Here is a 21,920-nt window from a genome sequence, read left to right as displayed (position 1 = left end):
GGCAGCGGGGGCCGTCATTCTACGCTGCCCCGGCGTCCTCGGCCTGTGCCATGCGCACCGTCACCGCCTGGATCCGGTGCCCGGCCATGCGCTTGATCGTGAACAGGTGCCCGTCGATCTCCAGCTGCTCGCCTTCCTCGGGCAGGCGCTGGAGCTGGTGCACGATCAGCCCGCCGACCGAATTCAGATGGTCGGGCGCGCTCAGGTCATGGCCCAGCAGGCGCTCCAGCCGAAAGATGGAGGTCGAGCCGGCCACCAGCAGGGTGCCGTCCGCGCCGCGGGTCGGGGCGTCCTTGACGATATGCGGGTGCTCGTCTTCGATATCGCCGACCACCACTTCCAGCAGGTCTTCCAGGGTGAAGTAGCCCAGGATGCGGCCGTGTTCTTCCACGCACAGTGCCAGGTGGGTGGTGCCGGTGCGGAAACGCTCCAGCACCAGCGGTACCGGGGTCTCCAGCGCGATCAGGTTGGCCGGGCGCAGCAGCGGGCGCAGATCGTCGGTCGGATGGCCGCGGGCGATCTCCACCAGCAGGTCCTTCATGTGCAGGATGCCGAGCACTTCCTCGCCGTCGCGGTCGAACCACGGGTAGCGGCTGTAGCGGCTCTCGGCGAACTCGGCCATCACGTCGGCCAGGCTCATCCCGTCGCGGAACGAACGCATATGGTCGCGCGAGCGCATCAGGTCGCCGGCCACCAGTTCGGGCAGTTCCAGCGCGTGGCTCATCAGCGTGAGGTCCTGGTCCGGCGCGCTGCCGGTGGGCTGCTGGCGGCCCACGATGAGCTTGAGTTCCTCGCGTGAATAACGGTGCGAGGTGTGCTCCACATCACCCCAGCCGGCCAGGCGCAGCAGCGCGTTGGCGCTGTTGTTGAGCAGCCAGATGGCCGGATACATCGCCCAGTAGAACAGGTACAGCGGTGCGGCCGTCCACAGCGACATTGCTTCCGGGCGGCGGATCGCCATCGATTTGGGGGCCAGTTCGCCGAGCACGATGTGCAGGAACGAGATGATGCTGAAGGCGATGATGAAAGCGGTCAGGCGCGAGGCTTCCGGGGTCAACCCCAGCGTATCGAACAGCGGTTGCAGCAGGTGCGCGAACGCCGGTTCGCCGACCCAGCCCAGGCCCAGCGAGGACAGCGTGATGCCCAGCTGGCAGGCGGACAGGTACGCATCCAGGTGCGCGTGCACGTTGAGCAGCAGGCGCCCACGCCAGCCGTGGTTCTCGGCCAGGCCGACGGCCTGGGTGTGGCGCAGCTTGACCAGGGCGAACTCGGCGGCCACGAAGAAGCCGTTGAGCACCACCAGCAGCAGGGCCAGTACCAGCAGCAGGAGGTTGCCGATCATTCGCGGCCCCGCAGCGGCGCTGCCAGGGGCGAAGGGGTACCCGCGGTCGCCGGGGCGGCGAGGGCGGTCATCGATGCGTGCGCGGCGGCACGCCCGGTACTACTGTCGGGATCGTCACCCATGGGGGCGGCAGGCTGTCTGAATGGAAGCGGATCCCGAGTCTAGCCGATCACTCACGGTCTTGGGTTTCAGCGGTGCTTGAGAGTATCGTGATCAGAGCCGCCAGCCAGGGAATCAGGCCCGTTGCCAGCCGCAGGTTCCCTTTCATCCACGAAAGACGTGCGGAGTTGAAGCAATGAGCAAGGGTTTCAGGATTGAACACGACAGCATGGGCGAGCTGCAGGTGCCCGCCGATGCGTTGTGGGGCGCGCAGACCCAGCGCGCCGTCGATAATTTCCCGGTGTCGGGCCAACGCATGCCGCGTGGTTTCATCCGCGCGCTCGGCCTGGTCAAGGGCGCTGCGGCGAACGTCAATGTCGAGCTGGGCCATCTGCCGCGCAACATCGGCAAGGCCATCGAAGCCGCTGCGGCGGACGTTGCCGACGGCCGCCACGACGCGCACTTCCCGATCGATGTGTACCAGACCGGTTCGGGCACCTCCTCGAACATGAATGCCAACGAGGTCATTGCCACGCTCGCCAACCGCGCGGGCAAGGCCGGCAAGACCGCGGTGCATCCCAACGATCACGTCAACCAGGGGCAAAGCTCCAACGATGTGATTCCCACCGCGCTGCGTGTCTCCGCGTTGCTGGGCGTGCATGAGCAGCTGCTGCCTTCACTGGTGCACCTGCGCAAGACCATCGACAAGCGCGGCCGTGCGCTGCGCAAGGTGGTCAAGACCGGTCGCACCCATCTGATGGACGCGATGCCGCTGACCTTCGAGCAGGAATTCGGTGCGTGGTCGGCGCAGTTGTCTTCGGCCCAGGATCGCATCGAGGACAGCCTCAAGCGGCTGCGGCGCCTGCCGCTGGGCGGCACGGCGATCGGCACCGGCATCAATGCCGACCCCCGGTTCGGCACGCTGGTGGCCAAGCAGCTCAAGCAGCAGACCGGCATCAAGTTCGACAGCGCGGAAAACAAGTTTGAAGGCCTGGCCGCGCAGGACGATGCGGTTGAACTGTCCGGCCAGCTCAATGCGTTGGCCGTGGCGCTGATCAAGATCGCCAACGACCTGCGCTGGATGAATGCCGGGCCGCTGGCCGGGCTGGGCGAGATCGAACTGCCGGCGCTGCAGCCGGGCAGCTCGATCATGCCGGGCAAGGTCAATCCGGTGATCCCCGAAGCCACCGTGATGGTGTGCGCCCAGGTGATCGGCCACCACACCGCGATCACCGTGGCCGGCCAGACCGGCAACTTCCAGTTGAACGTGACGCTGCCGCTGATCGCGGCGAACCTGCTCGATGGCATCAACCTGCTGGCCAACATCACCCGTCTGCTCGCCGATACCGCGATCGCCGGGCTGAAAGTGCGCGAGGATCGCGTCCGCGAGGCACTGGATCGCAACCCGATCCTGGTGACCGCCTTGAACCCGATCATCGGCTACGAAAAGGCGGCGGCGATCGCCAAGCGTGCCTACAAGGAACAACGCCCGGTGCTGGACGTGGCCAAGGAAGACAGTGGCCTGTCCGACGCCGAACTGCGCAGGCTGCTGGATCCGGCGGCCCTCACTGCCGGTGGCATCCATGGCGGCGGTGGCGGGGGCGGTTGAGCGCGCGTATGACCGGAAATAAAAAACGGGCCGAACGGCCCGTTTTTTTGTGCGCGAGTCCCCGCCCAAACTCAGTGGCGAGCGGCCTGCAGATTGCCGAAGGTCTCGGTGTAATCCTTGAACTCGGGGATCTTCGTGATCAGATCCGGCGGGATCGGCTGCATGCCGTCCGGCACCTGGATTTTCACCGAGCGCTTGGCCGGGTCCGGCGGGGCGTCGGTCAGGGTGTTCTGGCGCAGCACCTGCAGCTGGCCGAACATGCCCTGCAGCATCGCCTGCTGCTCCTCATTGAGCGGAATTTCGATCTCATCGATCTTCATGTGCCCGTTGGGCAGGATGATGATGTTCGGCGCAGGTGCGCGGCGCACGGTGACCATGCCGTCGCTGACGGTGATCTTGGGCTTGCTGCGCTCGGCGCGGTGATTGCGGTACTCCTGATCGCAACCGGTGGCGACCAGGCAGAACAGGGCGAACAGCAACAGACTCAGCTTCTTCATGAGCAGGGCAACGCATGCGACGGGAGGGGAGATTGTAGTCCTCCCGCACCGGGAAGGGCCTGCCTGCGACGCATCGTCGCAGGCAGTGCCGGGGTTACTTGCCGCAGTCGTCGATGTCGCTCTGGTCCATCGTCGCGTACGGCTGGAAGGCCGGCAGCGCGGCGGCCAGCGCCTGCTGCCTGGCCATCATGCCGGGCAGCAGCCCGCACAGCCTCTGGGCCTGATCCTCGATCTTCCTGGCTTCTTCATTCACGCGCGCCTCAATGCCCTGGGTGTCGCCGGAGAACATGCCTTTGATCGCTTCGCCGGCCGCCTTCACGCCCAGATTGGCACCGGCCACGCCGATTTCCATGCCGGCGTTGGCGAGCTGCTCGACCTGCTTGCGGTAGTCCAGCAGCAGCGCCCGCTGGTGGGCGTCCACGGTGACCGCCTTGCCGTCGATGAGCAGGTCGCCCTGGGGGCTGATCTCCGCCTTCGGGGTCTTCCCGTTGGCGATGGAAATGTTGCCCTGGCTGATCTCCCGGCGGGCCTTCTCGGTGGCCTCCTGCACGGTCTTGCCGATGCCATCGGTATCCAGCGCGCTGGTCGCCGGGGCGGCGGCGCTCTGGTCGGCGGGCGCCTTGCCCTTGCCACTGTCGGGGGCGGTACAGGCTGCGATCGGCAGGCACAACAGCAGGGCAGGCAGCAGCAGTCGAGTCGTCATGATGCGTATCCGTCAGAGGAGAAGAGAGGCTTACTTGCCGCGCGGCAGTTCAACCCGGCCGCGCACGTTGCTGTGGCGGATATCGCCGCTGCCGCTGTTGGCCACGCGCAGGTCGCCGCCGACATCGCGCGCGGTGACATCGCCCGACCCATGACGGTCCACGGTGACGCTGCCGCCGATATCGCGCAGGTCGGTGTCGCCGGAGCCGACGGTGCCGACGCGCACGTTGCCCTTGGCTTTGCGCACATCGGTATCCCCGGAGCCGACCACGCCGATCTCGACGTTGCCACCGACCGTATCCAGCTCGAAGTCGCCCGAGCCGATCGTGCCGACCTTGGCGTCCCCGCGGATGTTGCGGGCCTTGAAATCGCCCGAACCGACCGAGAGCAGGTTCAGCGCACCGGCACCGTCGAGGATGACATCGCCCGAGCCGACCGCTGCGGTCACCAGGCCTTTGATCTCCTGAAGCTTGATGTCACCCGAGCCGACGTCCGCGCTCAGCGAGTGCGCACCGGTGACGCTGGCATCGCCCGAGCCGACCTTGAGCTGGACCAGGATCGAGTCCGGTACGGTGCCGCGCATGTCCAGGTAGGCATAGCTGCTGCCGCTGATGGTGAGCGTGTTGCGGGCGTCGCGCTGCAGGCGGACGACGAGCTTGTCGCCGACCTTCTGCTGGGTCACGGTCAGTTCGCGCAGCCAATCCGCGTTGGAGGCGCAGGCGCGCCCCCCGAGCTGGGCCGCGCCCGGGCCAGCCTGCAGCACCAGATCGTGCTGGTTCACTTCGAACACCACCGCCTTGGCGCCGGCCAGGTCGAGCTTCAGGTCACGGGCTTCGTTGAACGTGCACTGCGGCTCATTGGCGAGCGCGGTCAGCGGCAGCAACAGCAGGGAAGCAACAGCGAGCGTGCGGATCATGGGCGGTTCCTCGATGAAGGGCAGGGATCAGATTTCGCCGGCGCGGCGGCGCAGGCGGATGGCCAGGAACAGGAACACCACGCCGACGGCGGCACCGATCCACAGTTCCGGCATCGCGAAGGCAGCCAGTTGGTGGCTCGGGCCCAGTTCGTTGACCAGGTTGTCCATGTTGCCGTTGCCGCTGAACATCGACTCGCCGCGGTAGAACTGGTCGCTGGCCGGGACCGCGCTGAGCAGCAGGCGGCCCACGATGTGCTTCCAGAACCAGCCGCCGGTCAGGTCGAACAGGGTCATCAGCTTGGTGGTGCTGACGATGATGCCGGCGAACAGCGGCAGCATCACCGCCCACAGGAACGGCTTGGTCTTGGCCCAGGCCGAGCACAGCAGCAGCCAGCCAACGGTCGGCAGGGCCCAGAGCAGGTAGACCGGGATCCAGGACAGGTGACCGGCGAGAATGGTCAGCGGGCTGGCCGGACCCCAGATCAGCAGCATCGGATCGCCGCCGTGGGCGATCACCACGATCGAGATCATCACCAGGAAGCCGAACATGGTCAGGGCCGAGGCGATCACCGCGATGAGCGGGGCGATCAGCAGCGCACTCACGGCCTTGGACAGGACGGTGGACGTATCCGACAGCGGCAATGACTTCCAGAACAGGATGCTGCGGTCGCGACGGTCGTCGTACAGGGCGCCCAGGCAGTAGAAGAACACCACGAAGGCGAGCACGATCAGCGGCCAGCCCGAGCTCAGGATCAGGGTCAGATCCAGGCCGTTGGCCAGGTCATGCAGGTTCTTGGCATCGAGCTTGCTGGTCAGCAGACTCAGGTCCAGGCCGTTGATGCTGACATTTTCGTCGTTGAGGTGGAGGCCGCCGCTCTTGACCGCACGGTGCATGGCCACCAGGCCGAACACGATGCCGAGCAGGCTCATCACCAGCGAGATGCCGCCGGCGATCACCGGCGCATACAGGAACCCGCCGCGGTTTTCCCAGTACTCACGCTTGAGCAGCCACTTGAACGAGCTGGCCTTGCTGATGGGGTGGTTGACGGTGTTCATGCGTAGGTTCCCTTCATGATGGCCACGAACAGATCCGCCAGCCCCGGGCTGCGGATTTCGCCCAAGGGCGTGAGCTGGGCGCGTGGCACCCCGTCGAACAGCAGCACGGTCTTGCCGAAGGGCAGGGCGCGTTCGTCGATCGGCTTGAGTGCGCGCGCGGCCTCGACGGCATCGGCCGACACCAGCACTTCGGTATAGCGCTCGCCGATGTCTTCCATATCGGTGGTGAGCACGATGCGGCCATCGCGGATGAACATCACATCGGTGAGGATGTGCTCGATCTCTTCCACCTGGTGGGTGGTGACGATGATCGTCTTCTGCTCATCGAAGTAGTCCTCCAGCAGACGCTGGTAGAACTCCTTGCGGTACAGGATGTCCAGGCCCAGGGTCGGCTCGTCCAGCACCAGTACCTTGGCATCGATGGCCATCACCAGGGCCAGGTGCAGCTGCACGATCATGCCCTTGGACAGTTCGCGCACGCGCTGCTTGGGATGCAGCTTGGTGGAGGCCAGGAAGCGCTCGCAGCGCGCCCGGTTGAAACGCGGATGGGTGCCGGCGACGAAATCGATGGCCTCGCGCACCTTCATCCAGCGCGGCAGCACCGCCACGTCGGCGATGAAGCACACATCGTTCATCAGGGCGTTGCGCTGCTCGGTCGGGTCCAGCCCGAGCACGCGCAGCTCGCCTTCCACCGAGGTCAGGCCGAGCAGCGCCTTGAGCAGGGTGGTCTTGCCGGCGCCGTTGGGGCCGATCAGCCCGGTGATGCGGCCGGGTGCGATCGTGAAACTGGTGTTGTCCAGCGCCACGGTCTGTTTGTAGGCCTTGCGCAGGCCTCGAGCGGAAATGACGACATCACTTGCAACGGCATTCATGAGGATTTCCCCTGGGGCAGCAATTCGTCGAGGTTCAGGCCGAGGCGTTGGATGCGCTCCAGGACCAGCGGCCATTCTTCATTGAGAAACCGGTCGCGCTCGCTGCTGCGCAGCTGCGTGGCCGCTTCCTCGGTCATGAACATGCCCAGGCCGCGGCGCTTTTCGACCAGGCCTTCATCAGCTAGTTCCTGGTAGGCGCGCGATACGGTGATGGGGTTGAGCTGGTACTCGGCGGCAACCTGCCGGACCGAAGGCAGGGCATCGCCGGGCTTGATGATGCCGTCAAGCATCATGGCGATCACCCGCTCTTTCAGCTGGCGGTAGATCGGAGCACCATCGCTCCATTGAATATCGCTCATGGTCAGCTCCGTGGGTTCAGCGACTGCGCGAATGAGAAGTAAGGCATGGACAGGGAGCTGTGCAGCCGGCGGGGGGGCGTGGGGGCGCCGTTGGCGGTCCCTGCCTCGATGACGCCTGCGTCCTGCGGGCCTTCAAACACATCGGCGCTGGCAGGGCTGCCAGCGTCACCGGAGGGGATGCCGAACCAGCCGAGCAGGAGCAACGCCGAGGCGGCGGTGACGGCTTTGGCGGCGTGGCGGTGGCGCATGCGGTTCATGGGCTTCCCCTGTCTAGGTGACTGGTGTTGTATGCAACTATAACACCGGCACGCCGAAGATCAACAGGGGGCGATACCCAACTGATGGCAGGGGCGGCATGACCGCGTTCGAAATATCCCAAGTCATTGAATATAAACAATATGTTCTCAGTGTGCGGCGTCGAACTGCGCCAGCGCACATTCATTGATGTCAATGGTATGGCAAGCCACCAGCGCATTCAGGCAATCATATGCGGATGTCAGCCGCCGCGGCTGACATCGCCAGATGCGACAAAGCAGCCCCTGAATGGGATCGAGCCGCGCCCTGCAAGTGGCGCCGCGACCGCGTTGCTGGTGGGCGCCCGAAACCGGCGGACCGGCGGCGTCCGGCGGCAAAAACGCCGGTGATATAGTGCCACCGCAGCCTTGGCAGCCCTTGCCAGGCCCGTTCACCCCCTCGTTGTCCCCACTTTGGAGTGTCGCGATGCACCACGTGTCTCTGCTGTCGTCTGTCCGTCGCGACCGCGCGCCGCGCCGGGCGCGTTGGTCCCTGCTGTTGCTGGCGGCCGGCCTGCTGGTGGGCGCGTCGGCCCAGGCGGCCGATCTGCTGGATGTGAGCTACCGCCCGCTGGCCGGGAAGGGCGAAGTCAACCTGGCCAAGCAGTACGGCGGCAAGGTGCTGCTGGTGGTCAACACCGCCAGCAAGTGCGGTTTCACCCCGCAGTACGAAGGTCTGGAGGCGTTGCAGCGCAAGTACGCCGCGCGTGGTTTCTCGGTGCTTGGCTTCCCTTCCAACGACTTCAAGGGGCAGGAGCCGGGCGACGAGACCCAGATCCAGGAGTTCTGCACGCTGACCTACGGCGTGAAGTTCCCGATGTTCCAGAAGGTGGTGGTGACCGGGCCGGACGCGACGCCGCTGTATCGCAGTCTCGCCAACGCCACGGGCGTGTCCCCGGGCTGGAACTTCCACAAGTATCTGATCGGCCGCGACGGCCGGGTGGTGGCGCAGTTCCCGAGCAAGGTCACGCCGGACGATCCGAAGCTGGTGGCGGCGATCGAACGTGAACTCTCTGTCACCGCCAACAAGCGCTGACGATATCGACATCTCGGACGCGCGTGCGACAATGGTTGCTTTCGCGCCGACGTCGGCGTCCAGTCACTTCCAGGAATGCAGCGAATGAAGATGGGAATGCGCGGCGCCGCGGCGTCGGTTCTGATTCTGGCGATGGGTGCCACCGGTACCGCGATGTCGCAACAACCAGCCGCCCGCGCGGCTGTCAAGGAGACTTCCACTTTGAACACCCAACGGGAAAAGCTCGGCTACGCCATCGGTATCGATGTGGCCAATTCGTTCGGTCCGATTTCCAGCGAGATCGACCTGGCCGCCCTGCGCCGCGGTGTGACCAATGCCTTTGAAGGCAAGCAGCCGCTCATCAGCCAGGAAGAGGCGCAGAAGACCGATGCCGCCCTGCGCCAGGCCGTGATGGCCAAGAGCGGCCAGCCGGTTCCGGGCGTTGCGCCGGGCACCGCGCCGCCGAAGGTGGACCGTGAAAAGGTCGGCCTGATGCTGGGCGGCTTCGCCGTGGGCCCGTCGCTGGCACCGCTGAAGGACGATCTGGACCTGGACGCGCTGTTCGATGCGGTCAGCACCACCTTCAACAATGGCACCCCGAAGATGACGGCCGAGCAGGCCAAGGCCACGCTGGAAGGCTTCATGAAGGGCAAGCAGGCTGAAATGGACGCCAAGTCCGCCGCCCAGGCCGGTACCAACCGGGTGGATGGCAACAACTTCCTGGCCAAGAACAAGACCGCGCCGGGCGTGGTGACCACCGCCTCGGGTCTGCAGTACCAGGTGCTGCGCCCGGGTTCGGGTGAGCGCCCGATGCCGACCAGCAAGGTGCGCGTGAACTACGAAGGCAAGCTGCTCGACGGCACCGTGTTCGACAGCAGCTACCAGCGTGGCCAGCCGATCGAGTTCGGTCTGGACCAGGTGATCAAGGGCTGGTCCGAAGGCGTTTCGCTGATGCCGACCGGCTCGAAGTACCGCTTCTGGATTCCGGGCGAGCTGGCCTATGGCGAGCAGGGCACCCCGGGCGGCCCGATCGGTCCGAACGCGACGCTGACGTTCGACGTCGAGCTGCTGAACGTTCTGCCGTAACGGATCTGGAGCACCACCGCCCATGCGCGTTGCGATTTTCGGTACCGGCTACGTCGGTCTTGTCACGGGTACCTGCCTGGCCGAGGTTGGCCACCAGGTGATCTGTGTCGATATCGACCAGGCCAAGGTCGACGGCCTCAACAACGGGATCATCCCGATCTATGAGCCCGGCCTGGAACCGATGGTCAAGGCCAACCACGATGCGTCGCGGTTGACCTTCACCTCCGACGCCGCCGCCGCGATCGCGCATGGCCAGGTGATCTTCATTGCCGTGGGCACGCCACCGGACGAGGACGGCAGTGCCGACCTGCAGTACGTGCTGGCCGTGGCCCGCACCATCGGCCGGCACATCACCGTGCCGGTGGTGGTGGTGAACAAATCGACCGTGCCGGTTGGCACGGCCGACAAAGTCCGTGAGGCCATCGCGCAGGCGCTGGCCGAGCGCGGCGTGGAGATCGCGTTCGACGTGGTCTCCAACCCCGAATTCCTCAAGGAAGGTGACGCGGTCGCCGACTGCATGCGGCCCGACCGCATCGTGGTGGGCGCGTCCAATCCCGAATCGGTCGCGCTGATGCGCCGCCTGTATGCGCCGTTCAATCGCAATCACGACCGCGTGGTGGAGATGGACGTGCGCTCGGCGGAGCTGACCAAGTACGCGGCCAACGCGATGCTGGCGACCAAGATTTCGTTCATGAACGAAATCGCCAATATCGCCGAGAAGGTCGGTGCCGACATCGAACAGCTCCGTCAGGGCATCGGCTCGGATCCGCGCATCGGCTGGCACTTCATCTATCCCGGCGCCGGCTACGGCGGCTCGTGCTTCCCCAAGGATGTGCAGGCCCTGGCCCGGACCGCCCAGCAGCATGGCCATGAGCCGAAGCTGTTGAACGCGGTGGAAGCCGTCAACGAGCACCAGAAGGGCCATCTGTACGCCCTGATCCAGCGCCACTACGACCGTGGCGAGGATGAAGGCGTGCGCGGCAAGACCTTCGCGGTGTGGGGCTTGGCGTTCAAGCCCAACACCGATGACATGCGTGAAGCCTCCAGTCGCCGCCTGCTGGCGCAGCTGTGGGAGGCGGGGGCGCAGGTGCGCGCCTACGATCCGGAAGCGACCGAAGAAGCGCGCCGCATTTTCGGCGAGCGCGATGATCTGGTGTTCTGCGACAACGCGTACGACGCCCTCGAGGGCGCCGATGCGCTGGTCGTGGTGACCGAATGGAAGCAGTTCCGCAGCCCGGATTTCGTCCGCCTGCGCGAGATGCTCAACGATGCGGTCGTGTTTGACGGCCGCAATCTGTACGACCCGCAGGACATCGAAGCCGCGGGCCTGGCTTACTACGGCATTGGCCGGGGACGTTCGTTGAATGCATGAGTCCACACCCTCCGAGCGCGAACAGGCACTGGAAGCACGCCTGATCGAGCTGGAAATGCGCGTCTCCTTCCAGGAGCAGGCGTTGGCCGAACTGAGCGAGGCCCTGGCCGATGCGCGCATGGAAGGCAACCGCAATGCCGACCTGACCCGTATCCTGCTCGAAGACCTCGGCAAGGTCCGCACCGCGTTGTATTCCGATTCGGCCGAAGAGCCGCCGCCTCCGCATTACTGATCTGACGTCATGAGCGATACTCTCCGCGACCAGCTGCTGGGCCTTGGCTTCAAAGCCGCGCCCAAACCCGAACGAACCAACGACCGCAAGCCGGATCGTCGACCCGACGCGCGCCGTGACGGCCGCCCGGCCGGCAAGCCGCAGGGCGCACGCCCGGCCGGCAAGCCAGGCGAGGGCCAGCGCCCCGCCCGCGACGGCGACCGCCGCCCGCAGGGCAAGGGCCGCCCCGGTGCCCGCCCGCCGCAGGGCGCACCCGGCAAACCGCGCTCGCGCGAGGACATCGACCTCGCCAAGGCGTATGCGATCCGCGCGCAGAAGGAAAAAGACGACCGCATCGAGGCCGAGCGCCTGAAGCAGGAAGAAGCGCGTCTGCGTCGCGAAGCCAAGGCCAAGCTGGAGGTCCTGCTGGAAGGCAAGTCGCTCAACGCTGAAGCGGCCGACATCGCGCGCCACTTCCCCTATGGCGGCAAGATCAAGCGCATCTACGTCACCGCCGATCAGCTCAAGGCACTCAATGCCGGCGAGCTCGGCGTGCTGCAGCAGAACGGCCGCTATGTGCTGGTGACTGCCGCGGTGCTGGCCGACGCCGAAGCGGTGTTCGCACCGTCGGTGGCGCTGAAGGTCGATCCGGATGCGCCGGCCGGTGAAGATCCGTATGCCGATCCGCAGTACCAGGTGCCCGACGACCTGGTCTGGTAAGCCAACGCAACCATTGTTGAACGCACTGGGCGCCGTCAGGCGCCCGTTGCATGTCAGGAGCAGGGCCATGCAGGAACGCAGTCCCGGGTATTTCCCGCATATCGATGGCCTGCGTGCGATCGCCGTGCTGGCGGTCATCCTCTATCACCTCAAGGCGAGCTGGTTGCCGGGTGGCTTCACTGGCGTGGATGTGTTCTTCGTCATCTCCGGTTTCGTGGTCAGCGCCTCGGTGGATCGCCTGCCGGCGGTCGGCGGCTGGGCCGGGCTGGCACGCTTCTATGCGCGCCGCATGCGTCGCATCGCGCCGGCACTGGTGGTCTGCCTGCTGGTAACGGCGATGCTCAGCGCGTTGCTGATTCCCGAATCCTGGCTCAGCGAGACCAGCGACAAGACCGGCCGGATGGCGTTCTTCGGGCTGAGCAACTGGGTGCTGGCCAGCACCGGCAACGACTACTTCTCGCCGCGCACCGAGTTCAATCCGTACACGCATACCTGGTCGCTGGGTGTGGAAGAGCAGTTCTACCTGCTGTTCCCGCTGTTGTTCCTGGCGTGGGCCAGAGGCCCGCGCGGGCGCTGGCTGTCGCTGGGCCTGTTCGGCGTGGCAACCGTGGCATCGCTGGGGTACGCGGTGTTCCGCGCGCGGCAGGGCGGTCATGAGATCGATGCGTTCTACCTGACCACCACCCGCTTCTGGCAGCTGGGCGCTGGCGTGCTGCTGTTCCAGCTATTGTCCCTGAGCGGCCGGTTCACGCCGCCACCGGCTCCGCCGCGCGGTATCAGCTGGCGCTCGCCGCTGCTGGTGCTGAGCCTTGCGGCGCTGGGCTATGGGTTGTGGGCGGCACGGCCGGGGCATTCGCCGTGGATCGATGGGCTGTGGCCGGTGGTGGGCACGCTGGGGTTGCTGGGCCTGCTGCAGCGCTCACCCGGGGGCTGGATCGGGCGCGCGCTGGCGACCACGCCGATGGTGACGATCGGTCGGCTGTCCTACTCGCTGTACCTGTGGCACTGGCCGGTCTTCGTGCTGTTCCGCTGGACGGTGGGCCTGGAGACGGTGGCCACCGGCGGCGCCGCGCTGCTGTGCGTGGCACTGTTGTCCTGGCTGTCGTGGCGCTGGGTGGAACAGCCCCTGCGGCATGGGGCACGCTGGCGCGTCAGCAACGCGCGCTGGGTCGTGGTCGGGCTGGGCGTACTGGTGCTCGGCGCCGGCCTGCAGTCGGCGCTGGTCAAGACCCAGCAGTACACCTCGCTCAGTGTGGTCAGCCGTGCCCCGCTGGACTGGTACCCGTATGCCAAGGGGCTGAAGAAGGAAATCCCGGACTGCCGCGTGCGGGTCAGCAACGTGCCGGTGCTGGGCGGGCAGGCGCGTCTGTATGAGCGTGGTGAGTGCCCGGGACGCACCGCATCCACCCGCCAACTGTTCGTGGCCGGTGATTCGCATGCGCTGGCCTACCACGAAATGTTGCAGCGCCTGGTTGTGCGGGATGGAGCGCCGATCCGCCTGTATGGCAGCGGAGGGTGCGCGCTGGTTGGGCTGCGCGCCTGGCAGGGGCCCAATCCGGCCTGCGAGGCCTATGCGCGCAATGTGCTGGATGATATCCAGGCGCGTGCGCAGCCGGGCGATGTGGTGCTGTTGGCAGGGCTGCGGCTGCCGCGCCTGTCTGAGCAGTACGCACTGTTCGATGTCGCGCAGGTTCGCGCCGACCATCTGAGCGAGGCGGCCAATGCAGGCCGCACCGCCGAAATCGCGCACTGGATCGAGCAGCTCAGGCCGCTGGCCGATCGCGGTGTTCACATCGTGCTGGAAGCGCCCAAACCCGTGCTGCCAGCGCCCCCGTACCGGTGCTCGGATGTGTTCAACCGCCACAACCCGATCTGCGCCAACGGCATGACCGTGCCGCGCAGCGAGATCGAGCAGTTGCGTGCCCCGGTATTGGCCGGCCTGCAGCAGGTGGCTGCAGGTCTGCCCGGCGCGTCGATCTGGGATCCGATGCCGTTGCTGTGCCCCGGCGAGCAATGCCTGCCGACCCGTGAGGGCAAGCCGCTGTTCTTCGATGGTGACCATCTCAGCGGCTATGGCAATCGTCTGCTGCTGCCGGATTTCCAGGCGCATTTGGAGCGGTGGGAGACGACGGCGCCCGCCGTCGCCCCCTGAATCACACCGCCCGCGATCAGTCGCGGGTAGCCGTGTCTGCAGCGGCTTCGATCGGCCCGGCGACTTCCTGGCCCGCCTGCCAGACCGCGCCAATGCGCTGCGTGTTGGCGATATCCACCAGCGGATCGGCATCGAGCACCAGCAGGTCGGCGCGCTTGCCGGCGGCAATGCGGCCGCGGTCGGTCTGCCCCAGCAATGCCGCCGCTTGCGTGGTGGCGACCTGCAAGGCTTCGGAGGGCGTCAGCCCGGCCTCCACCAACAGCTGCAGTTCCCGGTGTTCGGCCACGCCGATCACCCGTTGCGGCATCGCGCCGGCATCGGTGCCGAAGCCAAGCTTCACCCCGGCCGCATGCAGGCGGCGCACGTTGTCCAGATTGGTTGCGACCGCCTTGCGTGCGGCCGGTATGCCATCGCTGGCCAGCTGGCTGCGCTGCCACTCCGGCTGCGACCAGCGCGCCAGCACATCGGCGTGCAGTGCCTGGCGCAGGAAGGGCTGCTGCAATGCAGCGGATGCTCTGCATACCTGTAGTTGGCCTCGTCGATGGCGATGGTGGGGATGTACCAGGTGCCCTGGTCGCGCATCTTCCGCGCCAGCATCGGGTCCACCGCGCGGTCGCGGATACCGTGGGCGAGGATGTCGACGTTGGCATCGACCAGGTCGCGGGCCTGCTCGAGATCGTGGATGTGGGCGGCGACCTTGAGCCCGCGCCCATGCGCTTCGGCGATGGCCGCGCGGTAGACCTCCGGGGTCATCATCGGACGCTTGCCGCCGAGATCATCGACCCACAGCTTGATCAGATCCACGCCATCGGCGTGCTGGATGGCCACGGCCGCGCGCGCCTGCTCGGCGTTGCGCGGCCGTGCCACCGGGTCATGGCGCAGACCCATGGTATCTGCCGGGGGTGCGCCATCCGGGGCGCCGATACCGCCGCCGGCGCCATACAGCTGCGCACCCAGGCCGGGATCGGCGTTCACCGCTTGGCGGATGGCGAAAAAGTCCGCGCCGTTCATGCCCAGCGCCGTCACCGTGGTGATGCCGTAGCGCTGGAACTGGCGCAGGTCACGCACCACGTTGTCATGGGTGTAGAAACGGTCGCCGTGCTCCAGCCCCTGCGTGTTGCCAACATGGGCATGGTCGCTGACCAGGCCGGGCAACAGGGTCTTGCCGGTGTAATCGATGCGGCGCGCACCCGTGGCGGCCGCCGGCAGCGGCGTGCCGACATGCACGATCCGCGCGCCGTCGATCAGCACCGGTGTGATGCCGAGGTCGCGCGTGCCATCGAAGACACGGGCATTGTCGAACAGGATCGGCTCGGCTGCGGCAGGCAGGGCGGTGGTGGCGGCAAGCAGCAGCGCCCACAGGCGGGTCGGTCGCATCGGCGGCTCCAGTCAGGGGGAGCCTTGAGCCTACCCCATCCGGGGGATCGGGTTGCCGGCCACTGGCCGGCATTACCGGCAGCGGATGATCAGCGCGTGCGCGCGCGCAGCAGCGGCAGGCTGATCGCGAAGAAGCACAGCAAGGCGCCGGCCAACGCAAACCCGCTGCCCGCGAGGAACGCGGTACGGCCCTGATCGATCGGCCACAACTGGCCCGCGATCAGCGCGCCGAGCACGCCGCCCACCCCGGAGGAGAAGCCGTACAACAAGCCCTGGCCATGGCCGTTGAGGCGCCCGGGGAAGTAGGTGGCCAGCATCTGCATCGCGGCGGCGAAGAAGGCGGCGAAGCCCAGTGCATGCGCGGTCTGGGCGACCAGCATCACCGGCAGGTTCTCCGGGAACAGCGCGGTGACCGCCCAGCGCACGGTGGAACTGAGCAGGGCGATCAGCAGCATCCAGCTGGCGTCATAGCGCCGGAAGAAGCGCCCGATGGTGAAGAACACGCCCACTTCGAACACCACCCCGACCGTCCACAGCACGCCCAGGGTGGAGGTCGCATAGCCGTGGTGATCCATGTAGACCGAAAAGAACGTGTAGTACGGGCCGAACGACAGCTGCTCCATGAACGCGGCCAGGAAGAACGCCAGCACCTGCGGCTTGCGCACGATCGCCCAGAAGCCACTGGCATCGCCGTCAGTGCGCTGCAGGTTGCGTGCGTAGTGGTTGGCAAAGCCCGAGGCGGTCAGCAGGCCGAACAGCGGCAGCATCAACCACGGCAGCAGATGCGCGTTGCCGGCACCGCCGTCGCCTTCGATGATCCAGCCGAACAGCATCACCACGGCGATGAAGCCCAGCGAGCCCCAGACCCGGATCAGCCCATAGCGATGGCTGTCGCTGCCCAGGTGCGTCAACGTGATCGATTCGAACTGCGGCATCACCGCGTTGTAGAAGAAGCAGAACGCGATCATCGCCGGGTACAGCCACGGCTGCGGCAATGGCAGCAGGAACGCGCAGAAGGTCAGCAGGGTGAGCACGCAGCCCAGCCGCAGCCAGAAGATCGGGCGCGGCGAGGCGGCGGCGAGGGAGGTCCAGGTGGTGGGGGCCACGATGCGGGTGGCGTACCAGATGCCCATCATCACGCTGATCGCGGTCACGCTCATGCCACGCGAGGTCAGGAACAACGACCAGTACGGCGTGAACGCGCCCAGGGCGGCGTAATAGAACAGGTAGAACGACGACAGGCGGACGGCCGGTACGGCGTCGCGGGGGAGGGCGGTCATGCAGGGTCTCGGAGGGCGCGCACCCGCCAACAGTGGGTGCCTACCCGTGCATTATGCCGGTAGCACCCGACCGTGGGTCGGGCAAACGAGCGACACCGTCAATCCATCACGCCGGTAGCACCCGACCGTTGGTCGGGTGACGCGGTCATTCCGGATCGTAATCCAGGTTCGAGGCCAGCCAGCGCTCGGCCTGCACGCGGTCCACGCCTTTGCGCTTGGCATAGTCGACCACCTGCTCACGGGTGACCCGGCCGACCACGAAATACTGGCTCTGCGGGTGGCTGAAGTAATAGCCCGACACCGCCGCGGTTGGCAGCATCGCAAAGCTCTCGGTCAGCTGCATGTCCGCGTTGCGCTCGGCATCCAGCAAGCGGAACAGCGTGGCCTTCTCGCTGTGTTCCGGGCAGGCCGGATAGCCCGGGGCAGGACGGATGCCGGCGTACTTTTCGGCGATCAGCGATTCGTTGTCCAGCTGCTCATCGGGCTGGTAGCCCCAGTAATCCATGCGCACGTGCTGGTGCAGGCGCTCGGCCAGCGCTTCGGCCAGGCGGTCGGCCAGCGCCTTGAGCAGGATCGCGTTGTAATCGTCGTGATCGGCCTCGAAGCGGGCCACGTGCGGGTCGATGCCGATGCCGGCGGTCACCGCGAACGCACCGATCCAATCCTGCTTGCCGCTGTCGGCCGGGGCGATGAAATCGGCCAGGCAGAAATCCGGGCGTTCGACCGGCTTGTCCACCTGCTGGCGCAGGAAGTGCAGCACCGCCGGGCCGTTGTCCGTGCGCAGGTGCACGTCATCGCCGACGCTGTTGGCTGGCCACAGGCCAAACACGGCCTTGGCGGTCAGCCACTTTTCCTCGACGATGCGGGTGAGCATCGCGCGGGCGTCCTGGTACAGATCAGTGGCCTGCGGGCCGACGATCTCATCGGTCAGGATCGCCGGGAACTTGCCGGCCAGTTCCCAGGCCTGGAAGAACGGGGTCCAGTCGATCACCTCGACCAGGTCGGCCAGTGGGTAATCGTCGAGCACATGCAGGCCCGGCTTGCGCGGCGCCGGCGGTGTGTAGTTGGCCCAGTCGCCCACGAATCGCTGGGCGCGTGCCTTGGCGAGGGTGACCAACCGCTTGGCGTCGCCACGGTTGCGGTGGCGTTGGCGGATGTCGGCGTAGTCGGCCTCGTTGGCGGCCACGAAGGCATCGCGCAGCTCACGCGAGATCAGCGATTGCGCCACGCCGACCGCGCGCGAGGCATCCTTCACCCACACCGTGGGCGCCTTGTAATGCGGGTCGATCTTCAGCGCGGTGTGCGCGCGCGAGGTGGTCGCACCGCCGATCATCAGCGGCATGGTGAAGCCCTGGCGCTCCATCTCGCGGGCGACGTGGCTCATCTCTTCCAGCGAGGGCGTGATCAGGCCGGACAGGCCGATGATGTCGGCGTTCTCGGCGCGCGCGGCGTCCAGGATCTTCTGCGCCGGGACCATCACGCCCAGATCGACCACGTCGAAGTTGTTGCAGGCCAGGACCACACCGACGATGTTCTTGCCGATGTCGTGCACGTCACCCTTGACCGTGGCCATGATGATCTTGCCGTTGCTCTTGGCGGTGTCGCCGCTGCGGGCCTTTTCCGCCTCGATGTACGGCAGCAGGTAGGCCACCGCCTTCTTCATCACGCGTGCGGATTTGACCACCTGCGGCAGGAACATCTTGCCGGCGCCAAACAGGTCGCCCACGATGTTCATGCCGTCCATCAGCGGCCCTTCGATCACATCCAGCGGACGGGTCGAACGCGCACGCGCCTCTTCGGTGTCCTGCTCGACCCACGCATCCATGCCGTGCACCAGCGCATGGGCAAGGCGGTCATTGACCGGCTTCTCGCGCCAGGCCAGGTCTTCGCCGCGCACTTCGCCCTTCTTGCCCTTGTAGCGCTCGGCGATCTCCAGCAGGCGCTCGGTGCCATCGCTGCGGCGGTTGAGGATCACATCCTCCACGCGCTCGCGCAGCTCGGCGTCGAGATCATCGTAGATCGGCATCGCGCCGGCGTTGACGATGCCCATGTCCATGCCCGCGCCGATGGCATGGAACAGGAACACCGAGTGGATCGCCTGGCGCACGGTTTCATTGCCGCGGAAGGAGAACGACACGTTGGAGACGCCGCCGGAGACATGGCAGTGCGGCAACGTCCGCTTGATGATGCGGGTGGCTTCGATGAAGTCGACCGCGTAGTTGTCGTGTTCTTCGATGCCGGTGGCGACGGCGAAGATGTTCGGGTCGAAGATGATGTCCTGTGGCGGGAAGCCGACCTGCTCGGTCAGGACCCGGTAGGCGCGGGTGCAGATCTCGACCTTGCGCGCGCACGTATCGGCCTGACCTTCTTCATCGAAGGCCATCACCACGGCCGCCGCGCCGTAACGCAGTACCTTGCGCGCCTGTTCGATGAACTGCGCTTCGCCTTCCTTGAGCGAGATCGAGTTGACCACGCTCTTGCCCTGCAGGCACTTCAGCCCCGCTTCGATCACGCTCCACTTGGAGGAGTCGACCATCACCGGAATCCGGGCGATGTCCGGCTCGGACATGATCAGGTTGAGGTAGCGCGTCATCGCCTTTTCGGAATCGATCAGGCCCTCGTCCATGTTGACGTCGAGAATCTGCGCGCCGTTGGCGACCTGCTGGCGCGCCACTTCCACCGCCTCCTCGTAGCGCTCTTCCTTCACCAGCTTGCGGAACTGCGCGCTGCCGGTGACGTTGGTGCGCTCACCGATGTTGACGAACAGCAGGTCCGGGGTGATGACCAGCGGCTCGAGACCGGACAGGCGGGTGTGGCGGGAAGACGTCATGGGCAGGCGGGCACGGGCTGGCGGAGGAAGGTCAACGACAACGGGAGCGTGGGGCGGATGCGGTCATGCCGCGTCTTCCAGCGGTGGCGCGGGCAGGCGGCGCGGCGGCAGATCCGCCACCGCTTCGGCGATGGCACGGATATGTGCCGGGGTGGTGCCGCAGCAGCCGCCCACCAGGTTGAGCAGACCGGCGCTGGCGAATTCGCGCAGCGTGGTGGCCATTTCTTCCGGGGTTTCGTCGTACTCACCGAACGCATTGGGCAGGCCGGCATTGGGATGCGCGCTGACCAGACACTCGGCCACCGTGGACAAGGTTTCCACGTGGGGCCGCATGTCGCTGGCACCGAGCGCGCAGTTCAGCCCGATCGACAGCGGCCGGCCGTGCGCGACCGAGGCGTAGAACGCCTCGGCCGTCTGCCCGGACAGGGTGCGCCCGGAGGCATCGGTGATCGTGCCGGAGATCATCACCGGCAGCCGACCACCGCGGGCGTCGAACACTTCTTCGATGGCGAACAGCGCGGCCTTGGCGTTGAGCGTATCGAAGATGGTTTCCACCATCAGGGTGTCGGCACCGCCGTCGATCAGCCCATCGATGGCCTCGCGGTAGGTCTCGCGCAGCGCATCGAAGCTGGTATTGCGGAAACCCGGATCGTTCACGTCCGGGCTGATCGACGCGGTGCGGCTGGTCGGGCCGAGCACCCCGATCACGAAGCGCGGCTTGCCCGGCGTGGTCGCCGCGACCGCATCGCAGCAGGCGCGCGCTACTGCGGCACCGGCTTTGTTGAGCTCGTAGACCAGGTGTTCAAGGTGATAGTCGGCCTGGCTGACCGAGGTCGCGTTGAACGTATTGGTCTCGACCAGATCGGCGCCGGCTTCCAGGTACGCGGTATGGATGCCGCCGATCACCTCCGGGCGGGTCAACAACAGCAGGTCGTTGTTGCCCTTGAGGTCATGTCCCTGCGGCGTGTCGCCGGGCGCGGCATGGTCGCAGCCGGGCCCGTGCTGGTGGTCGTAACCGCCGGCGAAGCGCGCGCCGCGGTAATCGTCCTCTTCCAGCCCATGCCGCTGGATCATCGTGCCCATGGCGCCATCGATGATCAGGATGCGCTGGGCCAGCGCCGTTTCCAGCGCGTGCACGCGGTCGGGGTGGAGCCAGGGCAGGGATGGCATGGGCAGACCTCAGGGCTTGCTGGCGATCAGCGAAATGACTTCGAAATGCGGCGGGCGCTTCTCGCGGGTCACGGTTTCCAGGCTGGAGACGACCAGGCCGGCCTTCTCCACGAACTTGCGCAGTTCCTTGTCGCTGAAGCCGAGGTTGACGTGGCCATAGGCATCCACGGCCGCACGGTGCTCGTGACGGGCCAGGCTGCACAGCAGCAGGCGACCGCCCGGGCGCAGCACGCGCGCACCCTCGGCGACGGCCTGGGCCGGCTTGGCCGCATAGGTCAGTGCGTGCATCAGCACCACCAGGTCGAAGCTCTGGTCGGGGAAGGGCAGGGCATGCATATCGCCTTCGCGCACTTCCACGTTGGCCAGCCGGCGCAGGCGCTCGCTGGCAGCGGCGACCACGCGCGCGCTGGTGTCGATACAGATGTAGCGCTTGGCGTGCGGCGCCACAAGCTCGGCCAGCACGCCGTCACCGGAGGCGATATCGAGCACGTCACCGGTTTCCAGCAACGGCAGGGCGGTGCGTGCCAGCGCCTCCCAGGTGCGGCCCGGGGAATAATGGCGTTCCATGTCGCCGGCGACGCTGTCGGCCCAGTTCTGGTCCGCCGCACGGCTGGCCATGACGGCAGCAACGCGTTCAGCATCCTGGCGCAGCAGCGGGTCGTCGCTGCCGGTGCTCAGGGCATGCCACAATGCGCGCTGCGCCGGATCCAGCGCGGCGTCATCGAAGCGGTAATACGCCGAGACGCCGGAGCGACGGTCGCGTACCAGGCCGGCTTCCTTGAGTCGGGCCAGGTGGGTGGACACCCGCGGCTGCGCCAGCGTGGTGATGGCCGACAGCTCGGCCACGGTGAGTTCTTCCTGTTCCAGCAGCGCCAGCAGGCGCACCCGGGTGGCGTCGGCAAACACTTTCAGCCGGACGGACCAGTCCTCGAGATCCATAAATATCTACCTATCGCGATATA

Annotated in this window: 20 protein-coding genes and 1 pseudogene; 7 read left to right on the top strand and 14 right to left on the bottom strand. The window is 66.6% G+C overall.

What is annotated here, in order from left to right:
* Nucleotides 1–19 precede the first annotated feature (19 nt).
* Nucleotides 20–1,342: a hemolysin family protein gene (locus ABE546_RS03360; RefSeq protein WP_313218816.1), complete on the bottom strand. Its 1,323-nt coding sequence runs from the start codon at nucleotides 1,340–1,342 to the stop codon at nucleotides 20–22.
* 295 nt (nucleotides 1,343–1,637) lie between these two features.
* Here ABE546_RS03360 and ABE546_RS03355 point away from each other — a divergent pair, with 295 nt between their 5' ends.
* Nucleotides 1,638–3,050 carry a class II fumarate hydratase gene (locus ABE546_RS03355; protein ID WP_313212785.1) on the top strand — a complete coding sequence of 471 codons (1,413 nt, stop codon included), beginning with the start codon at nucleotides 1,638–1,640 and terminating at the stop codon, nucleotides 3,048–3,050.
* A 71-nt stretch (nucleotides 3,051–3,121) separates the two neighbouring features.
* On the opposite strand, the gene ABE546_RS03350 is transcribed toward ABE546_RS03355, so the two are convergent.
* The 7 genes from ABE546_RS03350 to ABE546_RS03320 all read right to left on the bottom strand — a co-directional run bounded on the left by ABE546_RS03350 (nucleotide 3,122) and on the right by ABE546_RS03320 (nucleotide 7,709).
* Nucleotides 3,122–3,547 (bottom strand): hypothetical protein, encoded by a 426-nt coding sequence (locus ABE546_RS03350; RefSeq protein ID WP_313212783.1) that lies wholly within the window; start codon nucleotides 3,545–3,547, stop codon nucleotides 3,122–3,124.
* A gap of 94 nt (nucleotides 3,548–3,641) precedes the next feature.
* Complete coding sequence (locus ABE546_RS03345; RefSeq protein ID WP_313212781.1) at nucleotides 3,642–4,250, bottom strand: DUF2884 family protein; 609 nt, start codon at nucleotides 4,248–4,250, stop codon at nucleotides 3,642–3,644.
* Nucleotides 4,251–4,280: 30 nt separating this feature from the next.
* Nucleotides 4,281–5,165: a hypothetical protein gene (locus ABE546_RS03340; RefSeq protein ID WP_313212780.1), complete on the bottom strand. Its 885-nt coding sequence runs from the start codon at nucleotides 5,163–5,165 to the stop codon at nucleotides 4,281–4,283.
* A 27-nt stretch (nucleotides 5,166–5,192) separates the two neighbouring features.
* Entirely contained in the window at nucleotides 5,193–6,221 is a 1,029-nt protein-coding gene (locus tag ABE546_RS03335; RefSeq protein ID WP_313218815.1) for a hypothetical protein, read from the bottom strand.
* Nucleotides 6,218–7,093: an ABC transporter ATP-binding protein gene (locus ABE546_RS03330; RefSeq protein ID WP_346462686.1), complete on the bottom strand. Its 876-nt coding sequence runs from the start codon at nucleotides 7,091–7,093 to the stop codon at nucleotides 6,218–6,220. The genes ABE546_RS03335 and ABE546_RS03330 overlap by 4 nt, the downstream gene beginning before the upstream one ends.
* Nucleotides 7,090–7,452 carry a GntR family transcriptional regulator gene (locus ABE546_RS03325; protein ID WP_019185943.1) on the bottom strand — a complete coding sequence of 121 codons (363 nt, stop codon included), beginning with the start codon at nucleotides 7,450–7,452 and terminating at the stop codon, nucleotides 7,090–7,092. Before ABE546_RS03325 ends, ABE546_RS03330 begins: the two co-directional genes overlap by 4 nt.
* Before the next feature lie 2 nt (nucleotides 7,453–7,454).
* Nucleotides 7,455–7,709 (bottom strand): hypothetical protein, encoded by a 255-nt coding sequence (locus tag ABE546_RS03320; RefSeq protein ID WP_282262813.1) that lies wholly within the window; start codon nucleotides 7,707–7,709, stop codon nucleotides 7,455–7,457.
* Between the two features lie 463 nt (nucleotides 7,710–8,172).
* Between ABE546_RS03320 and ABE546_RS03315 the strand changes: the two genes are divergently transcribed.
* The 6 genes from ABE546_RS03315 (at nucleotide 8,173) to ABE546_RS03290 (ending at nucleotide 14,301) form a co-directional block, all read left to right on the top strand.
* Complete coding sequence (locus tag ABE546_RS03315; RefSeq protein WP_346462685.1) at nucleotides 8,173–8,781, top strand: glutathione peroxidase; 609 nt, start codon at nucleotides 8,173–8,175, stop codon at nucleotides 8,779–8,781.
* An 84-nt stretch (nucleotides 8,782–8,865) separates the two neighbouring features.
* Nucleotides 8,866–9,846, top strand: coding sequence for an FKBP-type peptidyl-prolyl cis-trans isomerase (locus tag ABE546_RS03310; protein WP_313212775.1), 981 nt, complete (start codon nucleotides 8,866–8,868; stop codon nucleotides 9,844–9,846).
* A 22-nt stretch (nucleotides 9,847–9,868) separates the two neighbouring features.
* Nucleotides 9,869–11,218, top strand: a complete 1,350-nt coding sequence (locus tag ABE546_RS03305; RefSeq protein ID WP_346462684.1) for a UDP-glucose/GDP-mannose dehydrogenase family protein — start codon at nucleotides 9,869–9,871, stop codon at nucleotides 11,216–11,218.
* The gene (locus ABE546_RS03300; RefSeq protein ID WP_019185948.1) at nucleotides 11,211–11,450 is read left to right on the top strand and encodes a SlyX family protein; all 240 of its coding nucleotides are present in this window, start codon (nucleotides 11,211–11,213) and stop codon (nucleotides 11,448–11,450) included. The genes ABE546_RS03305 and ABE546_RS03300 overlap by 8 nt, the downstream gene beginning before the upstream one ends.
* A gap of 9 nt (nucleotides 11,451–11,459) precedes the next feature.
* The gene (locus ABE546_RS03295) at nucleotides 11,460–12,149 is read left to right on the top strand and encodes a DUF2058 family protein (protein WP_313212773.1); all 690 of its coding nucleotides are present in this window, start codon (nucleotides 11,460–11,462) and stop codon (nucleotides 12,147–12,149) included.
* Between the two features lie 67 nt (nucleotides 12,150–12,216).
* Nucleotides 12,217–14,301, top strand: a complete 2,085-nt coding sequence (locus tag ABE546_RS03290; RefSeq protein ID WP_346462683.1) for an acyltransferase family protein — start codon at nucleotides 12,217–12,219, stop codon at nucleotides 14,299–14,301.
* A gap of 16 nt (nucleotides 14,302–14,317) precedes the next feature.
* Here the strand turns inward: ABE546_RS03290 and ABE546_RS03285 are convergent, their stop codons facing one another.
* From ABE546_RS03285 to ABE546_RS03260, 6 genes and pseudogenes are all read right to left on the bottom strand, one after another.
* Nucleotides 14,318–14,665 (bottom strand): amidohydrolase family protein, encoded by a 348-nt coding sequence (locus tag ABE546_RS03285; protein ID WP_346462682.1) that lies wholly within the window; start codon nucleotides 14,663–14,665, stop codon nucleotides 14,318–14,320.
* Nucleotides 14,638–15,678 (bottom strand): amidohydrolase family protein, encoded by a 1,041-nt coding sequence (locus ABE546_RS03280; RefSeq protein ID WP_346462681.1) that lies wholly within the window; start codon nucleotides 15,676–15,678, stop codon nucleotides 14,638–14,640. Before ABE546_RS03280 ends, ABE546_RS03285 begins: the two co-directional genes overlap by 28 nt.
* 89 nt (nucleotides 15,679–15,767) lie before the next feature.
* Nucleotides 15,768–16,958 carry an MFS transporter gene (locus tag ABE546_RS03275; protein ID WP_346462680.1) on the bottom strand — a complete coding sequence of 397 codons (1,191 nt, stop codon included), beginning with the start codon at nucleotides 16,956–16,958 and terminating at the stop codon, nucleotides 15,768–15,770.
* 145 nt (nucleotides 16,959–17,103) lie between these two features.
* Nucleotides 17,104–19,818: pseudogene (gene metH / locus ABE546_RS03270) on the bottom strand (methionine synthase); the annotation flags it as partial.
* A gap of 33 nt (nucleotides 19,819–19,851) precedes the next feature.
* Nucleotides 19,852–20,958: a homocysteine S-methyltransferase family protein gene (locus ABE546_RS03265; RefSeq protein WP_313210653.1), complete on the bottom strand. Its 1,107-nt coding sequence runs from the start codon at nucleotides 20,956–20,958 to the stop codon at nucleotides 19,852–19,854.
* 9 nt (nucleotides 20,959–20,967) lie between these two features.
* Complete coding sequence (locus ABE546_RS03260; protein ID WP_121037902.1) at nucleotides 20,968–21,897, bottom strand: metalloregulator ArsR/SmtB family transcription factor; 930 nt, start codon at nucleotides 21,895–21,897, stop codon at nucleotides 20,968–20,970.
* Nucleotides 21,898–21,920: the final 23 nt, after the last annotated feature.

The organism is Stenotrophomonas sp. TWI377, assembly GCF_039674525.1.
GTDB lineage: Bacteria > Pseudomonadota > Gammaproteobacteria > Xanthomonadales > Xanthomonadaceae > Stenotrophomonas.
Note: the sequence above shows the minus strand (reverse complement) of the source record. Positions and strands in the feature narration are given on the sequence as shown.